Below are 7,120 nucleotides of genomic sequence, written 5' to 3'. Positions count from 1 at the left end.
CCATAATATGATTATAACTATATAGTATTTGTATATCCTAAAACTTACCACCCAGAAATAATTTAAATTTTGATTTAATTTAGACCGTAAAAAAGCCCCGCCGGAGCTTTCAACTGCCAGCGGGGCTTTAGAGAGGAATTCAATTATATGCAGTTATTGATAGATTATCTGGTAACAACATTATGCTCTGGCCCAAAGGGGAAACCTGTGATGTCCTCAACCGTACCGTCATCATTGATAACCAGGATATCATGTTCTCGGTATCCTCCTGCTCCAGGTTGACCTTCCGGAATCATGATCATTGGCTCCATGGAAATAACCATACCCGGTTCTAATACTGTTTCAATATCCTCCCGAAGTTCCAGCCCGGCTTCGCGGCCATAGTAATGGCAAAGTACCCCGAAGGAATGTCCATAACCAAAGGTGCGGTTGGGCAACAGATTGTAAGAACGATAGATTTCATTCAATTCAGCTGCAATATCCATGCATCTTACACCCGGTTTTATCAGTTGCATACCCCGTTTGTGCACTTCAACGTTAATATTCCAATATTCCAGGGATTTTTTGTCTACTTCTTCAAAGAACAGGGTTCGTTCAAGAGCTGTATAATAACCGGCAATCATGGGGAATGAGTTGTGGCTGAGTATATCGCCTTTTTGGATTTTCCGGGAAGTCGGCCAGTTATGCGCCCCATCGGTATTAACACCTGACTGGAACCATACCCAGGTATCCCTTAATTCAGCATGGGGATAAAGTTTAGCGATCTCCCGCACCATGGCCTGGGTACCGGCCAGGGCTACTTCGTATTCCGGCACTCCGGCAGCAATCGCATCGCGCGCAGCATAACCGCCTACGTCACAACAATGGGCACCGTTTTTGATTAGGGCAATCTCTTCCTTGGATTTGATCATGCGCATTCTCATTAATGCCTGAGAAACATCTACCAGTTCAAAATCCGGGAAAGCGTCTCTGACTTGCTTTTGCAGCAAAATGGGCATATGGTCTTCTTCAATACCCAGACGACCTTTTTTAACTCCGCTTTCATCCAGGACTTTTTTTACCGCATACAGGAAGTTATCTCTTCTCCAGTCTGTATAAACGATATTTTCGCCGTTGTTGGCCCGGCGCCAGGGCATTCCGCCATCTATGTTGGCTGATACGGTGCAATGCTGTTTAGGGGTCACTACCAGGCCGTAGTATCGACCGAAACTGGTGTGGAGGAAATCAGCATAGTAACAAATATTGTGGTAAGAGGTAAAAAATACTGCATCAATATTATTGTCACTCATGTGTTTCCTCAGCTTGGCAACGCGTCCATCCATTTCGGCTTTGGAAAAAGTAGGTTTCACTTTTTCTCCGTTCGGGATAAATTTGGTTCTTTCCAGATCATTCGCTTGTTGCATTTTCGTTTCTCCTTTCGAATTAGTATGTTATTGGTTCGCTCCATTGCAAGAGGAAGCGCTAAACCCAATGGAACAGCTATCTTTCCAACTCCTTGTTAGCAGTTTCATGTGTCTGTGTCAGTGCCAGCAAGCAAACACAGGCAGCGGCAATAAGATAAAATGCCGGCGCATACTCATTACCTGTTTTAGCTATCAGGTAGGTTGCCATTAGGGGAGCAGTACCGCCAAAAATCGCATTGCCGGTGTTAAATACCAGCCCAAAGGAAGTAAATCGAACCGATGTCGGGAACATCTCGGTTAGAAAAGTGGCTAATACTCCATCGTTTCCGGCTAAACATGCTCCCAGGAGGAATAATGCCAGTACAGCCAGGAATTTACCCATCGCCAACAAGTGGAATATCGGATAGGTTGCTAGGATAAAAATTACGCAAGTAACCATGAGAACTTTCTTTCGTCCTACATGATCTGCCAGCGTACCTACCAAAGGCAGCATAAAAACATACGTAAACAAAGTTACCAGGGTTATCAAGGTGCCGTGTAGCCGGCTGAAGTGCATTTGCTCCATAAGATAGGTCGGCATATAGCTTAAGATAGTATAAAAACCAACCGCGTTAAGCAAAACTACCCCAAAAGCGATAATAAGTTCTTTCCAATATTTCCCGAGCTCTGCCAGACCCCTTTTTTCATCTTCGTTAGTCTGTTTAGTCTTTTCTTCCATCTCTTTAAATACCGGGGTATCCTCTAATCTCAGGCGGATGGTCAATCCGATAATACCCAGAGGAAGAGCTAATAAAAATGGAATCCTCCAGCCCCAACTGTTTAACGCTCCGGGTGACAGATAATAATCCAAAATAGCGGTAATTAAAGCCGCAAACATAAGTCCTGCCGCTGTACTGGCCGGCACCATGCTTACCAGTAATCCTCTTTTGTTATTGGGGGCATATTCAGCGATAAATGAAGCCGAACCCGCATACTCGCCGGATGCAGCAAAACCTTGCAGCAATCTGATGAGAAACAACAAAACGGGGGCCAAAACTCCTACTTTGGCATAACTGGGCAAAAGTCCAATACAAAATGTAGCAACTGACATAATGGAGATAGTATATATAAGGGTTCTCCGCCGACCGATTTTATCTCCGTAATGACCCCAGAAGATTCCGCCCAAGGGCCTGATGATAAATGGTACCGCGAAAACGGCGAAAGCTCCCAGCAAAGCTGCGGTCTTATCGCCCGGAGCAAAGAAAACCACTGCGATAATTGTGGCTAGATAACCGTAGGACGCATAGTCAAACCATTCGATCATGTTGCCGATGGCTGCCCCAAAAACCGCTTTTCTAAGTTGTACAACGTATTCATGGTGAGAATGATTGTCGTTGTTTCCCATTTGTTGTTTTCACTCCTTTTAAAAAATTAACGAAGGACGGAATTATCCGTCCTTCGTTCGTATCAATCAAAATGGGTAGCTTCAGAAATCTCTGTCGCTAAAGCATCAACCGCTCTTTTAACCATAGCTTTTCTCATTAATTTTTCGTCTTCGGGTTTTAAGGCAGGATTTCCTACCGGATGGGGGATAGCAACTGTGGGAACGATCCGATTAGCACCTACAGATTCAGATATAGTTGTAATAGTGGCCATATGCACGATTGGGATATTGTATCTTTCGATTTCTTTTACCATCGTCGCACCGCAACGAGTACAGGTTCCTCAAGTAGAGGTGAGGATTACTCCGTCCACACCGGCAGCTTTTAATTCCGCCCCTATTTCGGTTCCAAATTTAACTGAATTGCTCACTGAAGTGCCGGTGCCGGTAGTAGTATAGAAAAATTCATATACCTTGCCGATGTATCCTTCTTTTTCCAATTCTTTTAAAATGTCTAAAGGAGCTACCCGGTCTGGGATCTCATTAGCATAAACCGGATCATATCCGCCGTGGGTCGTATAATAATCCGGAGCATTTAAGGCACTGCGTTGGCTGATGTCGTATTTTCCCCATTTTTGGGCACTGGCAGATTGAATGTGGTCGGGATTGCCAGCCGGTACGATGCCGCCGGATGTGCAGAGGGCAATGGTAGCCTTGCTTAGATCCTGGATAGCCGGGGCCGGAGTCACCATGTCAAAGACCGGCATCGGCATTTCCGTGGCAAATTCCTCTCCCTTAAGACGTTTGACCAGCATTTCTACAGCTCTGAGCGAACCGCGTTTGTCAACTATAATGGTTTTTCTCATGCCGCGCGGAATATAGCCTTCTTCTTCCGGTGAACCAAGTTCTATACCTTGAGCTATTTTGGAGGTTATTGCCGCCATCAAAGGCAGGGCTTTGCGCATACCGCCGGCCGAATCACTGGTGCTGACCACATAAGCCACATGCTGGCAGATTTCCAAGCCGGGGTTTTCTTTATACATCCCGGTCACTACCGGGATATTTAGTTCTTCAGCAATGGCCCGGCATATTTCCGCGCAGGCTACGCCATAGCGTCCGGCATTGAAGGCCGGCCCGGCTACAAAAACATCCGGGGCCTCCTGTTTGACCAGGTTTAAAATATAACTTAAAGATTCTTCTTTATTTTCATTAAAGTAATTGTCTCCGCAGATAATAGTACCTGCTACCTTGCCTTCACCCTTTAGTTGGTTTTCAAAACCCAGGGCCGGTCCGATTTTGTCCTTATGGAATTCTGGTTTCATACCTGCTTTGTCTTCTCCGCCTACCTGTCCAAAAAACTGGTTGACGTAGTATAAGACTTTGAATTCTTTAGACATTTAATGCTCTCCCTTCCATGGAATTTAATATAACCTGCAGGTCACATTATGGTAGCCGATCTCTGAAGTAGCACCTATTACCGCATTCAACTCGCACTGTAGGCTGCCATCTTCCAATAAGGCCCCCTCCCAGCCGCCGGCTAGTACAGCGATTGCTTCTACATTGCCGATAATTTTTTCAGCGGGGGGCAAGGTAACCACATGACTTACATTCCCACCGGAGACTACAGCCACCGCTTCAGGTACGGTATCGGCCAAAGGTTGAGACATACCGTCCCGGCCGGCGCATTCGTCCGTAATCAGTACCGTTTTCACACCCGCTTTTTCACATTTCTTGCAGATAATCAAGAGGTCGGAATCTGGGTTACCGTATCCTTCTTCAGATACCACTACGGCATCAGCACCTAACATCTGGATTAATTTCAGAGTATAGTCAGAAGCCCGCATTTTACCGGACAGGGTGGTATGTTCCGGCACCATTATACAGCCCAGGAAGTTGATCTCCTTGCCATGCTGGGCATACAGATCCAGGATGGCACTGTTGTTTTGATGCTGATAGGTAGTTATCTTGTCACAGGCCGCCACGCAATTTCCACTGATTACTGCATTGTCCAGCTCTTCATTGGCATGCAACAAGGACGGCAGAATGGTTTGAGCATTTACGCCGTAGATATAGGTATCATGCAGTAATCCCTGCGTAATCATCATTTCCGCATACAGAACTTTAGGCAGATCAGGATATTTGGCGGTTTCCTCAAAAATACTGCCCATTTCATAAGTTACGACTTCATCGGGCTGCATATCCTGGCCGACCAGCCCAACAAATTCAGCGGCGCGCAAACCTGCTATTCTGACTGTTTCTTCATGGGTATGGGGATCTAAACCATCTGCTACCTGAATATCAACGGTTAAGTTAAAGGTTTGGGAAAACGGAGTCCATTTGGCGCCCTCTCCCCACATATCGATAACCCCTTCCTGGAAACCTACGATATCACCAACGGTAACTACTGCCGCACCATAGAGAACGTGGGTTCTGCCTTCGCCACACTGAGCCTGTTTGGCGGTAACTCCAGGAAATCCGTTATTGCCGCCGCTTATTTTGACCCGAGGCTCAATTACATCTTTTACTGGAATGATCCTGACTTTTTCCCCGGGCTTAGCGACATCGAGTTTAACGTCCTTGATCCTCTCGTCTTCTCGCAAAAACTTAATTAAACCCTGAGTATCTACCGTTAATACGCCATTTTTTACACTTGTTTCGTTTCCTAACTGGATATCCTTAATATGGATTCTTCCAATTTCCAGTTTCAACACAGTCACCTCCATGTAGATTAGAAAACTGCTACTGCCACATTCCTTGTTGTTCTGCAAAAGCCGCTTCTAGAAGCAATAAATCAATCCTTTTATAATCATCCCGGTTTTGATCATCTGTTTTTCTGCAACTGGTATGGTTGCGGTACTTGATAATACTGTTTTCGATAATCTGCGCATGTTCAAAGTTTAATTGCTGTTTAGGAGTACTTATAATTACCGATCGATAAGGGGAAAATAGCATCCGCAGACTAGATGCCAGAGGATGACTCACCAGTTCGTAGCCCTGATAGACCAGATCCCGGATCTTTATCAAGATTTCCTCAACCGAGCCATCTGTCCAATACACATCTTCAAATTTCTCTGCTACCAGCGGGTTGTTGGTAATGATTATGTTTTTCATAGATTTACGTCCCTTCCGGATTTTTGCATAATTCCCCGACACCACCAATAGGCCACCACCTCCAAATAACGTTTTAATTTACAGATAATTATTTGCTTTTAATATTTTCAGGGCTTCTTCCCTGTCTTCCGGCGCCAACATAATGATAGGGCCGGTGCAGCCCATACCGCTTTCGGCATAGATGTTTTCTTTCCACAGAGATAAAACTGCTTCTTCTATATCCATAACATCAACCCCCGGAAGCGCATCCGTAGCCAATTTCTTAGGCGGGGCCGTTACTTGAGCAATATTATTGCTTTTGTCTGCAACCGGGCTGGGCACCTTCAAAGCTCCGATCATCTGATCCCAGCCGGCTTTTCTAGCCTTGGCAAATTCTGTTTTAACCTTATTTATTAAATCCCCTTGAGCACAATCGGCAGCTAAGCGGATAGCCCCTGCAACGACTGGTGCTCCCGATGCTCTGGAAATAATACAGATAATGCGGTCGTAATTCTCACCGATTCCGGGGCCGTATCCATAGCCGGTTGATTCATAATTTCCTCCGGTATTAAAGGCGGAGAACATTTTCATCAATACGTTGCCGGACAGGCTGTCATTTACCATAATGTCAGGTACGCCCATTAATAGATCATTGCCGCGCATCACAACTCCGCCATCGCCCCGGGACGATTCGGTGAAGTTCATGTTATAACCATTCTCCTGAAGTTTGCGCAAGGCTCTCTCCACCTGTCGCCCGCCCTCCACGTTTAAAATACCCAGCGTGGGATCCTTTATTCCACAGGCTTTGGCTGCGGCAATTCCGTAGAGGGTGTTTTTCAGCATAGCCGCGACTTTTTCCACATCAGATATACCGGTTGTCGTAGCCAGAAACATCGGCTTTCCCCGAGCCGGAGTAACGACCCGGCCAACGGTGGATACCCCGATTGGAAAACTGTAATGCATGGTTACCGCCGCATCCAGTTCGCCATTTAAAAGCATTTCATCCATTTTGGCATGGGCGTCTTCTTCATTTTCGGCCGCAACCATTTCCAAATCGCTGTTAACCCCGTTACCGATAACCACTACCTTAATGTCAGGATTAGCAGCTTGCGCTAATTCTGCTCCATACACTAATTCAGCCGGGCCATGTTCACTGCCCAAAATAGTAAGTCCGACTTTAGTTTTTTTACCAAACGAACCTGTAATTAGGGCATCAGCTACTTCGGTAAATACCTCTCCGATAGTATTCCTAATCTTATTAACCAAG

At 45.7% G+C, this 7,120-nt stretch carries 6 protein-coding genes; all 6 read right to left on the bottom strand.

Annotated elements, in window-relative coordinates:
* Positions 1–164: 164 nt before the first annotated feature.
* Positions 165–1,403, bottom strand: coding sequence for a M24 family metallopeptidase (locus tag AAV90_RS10360; RefSeq protein ID WP_046498682.1), 1,239 nt, complete (start codon positions 1,401–1,403; stop codon positions 165–167).
* Positions 1,404–1,479: 76 nt separating this feature from the next.
* Entirely contained in the window at positions 1,480–2,787 is a 1,308-nt protein-coding gene (locus tag AAV90_RS10355) for an MFS transporter (protein ID WP_046498680.1), read from the bottom strand.
* 62 nt (positions 2,788–2,849) lie between these two features.
* Positions 2,850–4,160: a glycine/betaine/sarcosine/D-proline family reductase selenoprotein B gene (locus tag AAV90_RS10345; RefSeq protein ID WP_084691561.1), complete on the bottom strand. Its 1,311-nt coding sequence runs from the start codon at positions 4,158–4,160 to the stop codon at positions 2,850–2,852.
* Between the two features lie 24 nt (positions 4,161–4,184).
* Positions 4,185–5,471, bottom strand: coding sequence for a glycine/sarcosine/betaine reductase component B subunit (locus AAV90_RS10340; RefSeq protein WP_046498673.1), 1,287 nt, complete (start codon positions 5,469–5,471; stop codon positions 4,185–4,187).
* Between the two features lie 31 nt (positions 5,472–5,502).
* Positions 5,503–5,874 carry a GrdX family protein gene (locus tag AAV90_RS10335; protein WP_046498694.1) on the bottom strand — a complete coding sequence of 124 codons (372 nt, stop codon included), beginning with the start codon at positions 5,872–5,874 and terminating at the stop codon, positions 5,503–5,505.
* A gap of 78 nt (positions 5,875–5,952) precedes the next feature.
* Positions 5,953–7,119, bottom strand: a complete 1,167-nt coding sequence (grdD, locus tag AAV90_RS10330) for a glycine/sarcosine/betaine reductase complex component C subunit alpha (RefSeq protein ID WP_046498670.1) — start codon at positions 7,117–7,119, stop codon at positions 5,953–5,955.
* Position 7,120 lies beyond the last annotated feature (1 nt).

The sequence above is a fragment of the Syntrophomonas zehnderi OL-4 genome (assembly GCF_000983115.1).
GTDB classification, from domain to species: domain Bacteria; phylum Bacillota; class Syntrophomonadia; order Syntrophomonadales; family Syntrophomonadaceae; genus Syntrophomonas_B; species Syntrophomonas_B zehnderi.
Note: the sequence above shows the minus strand (reverse complement) of the source record. Positions and strands in the feature narration are given on the sequence as shown.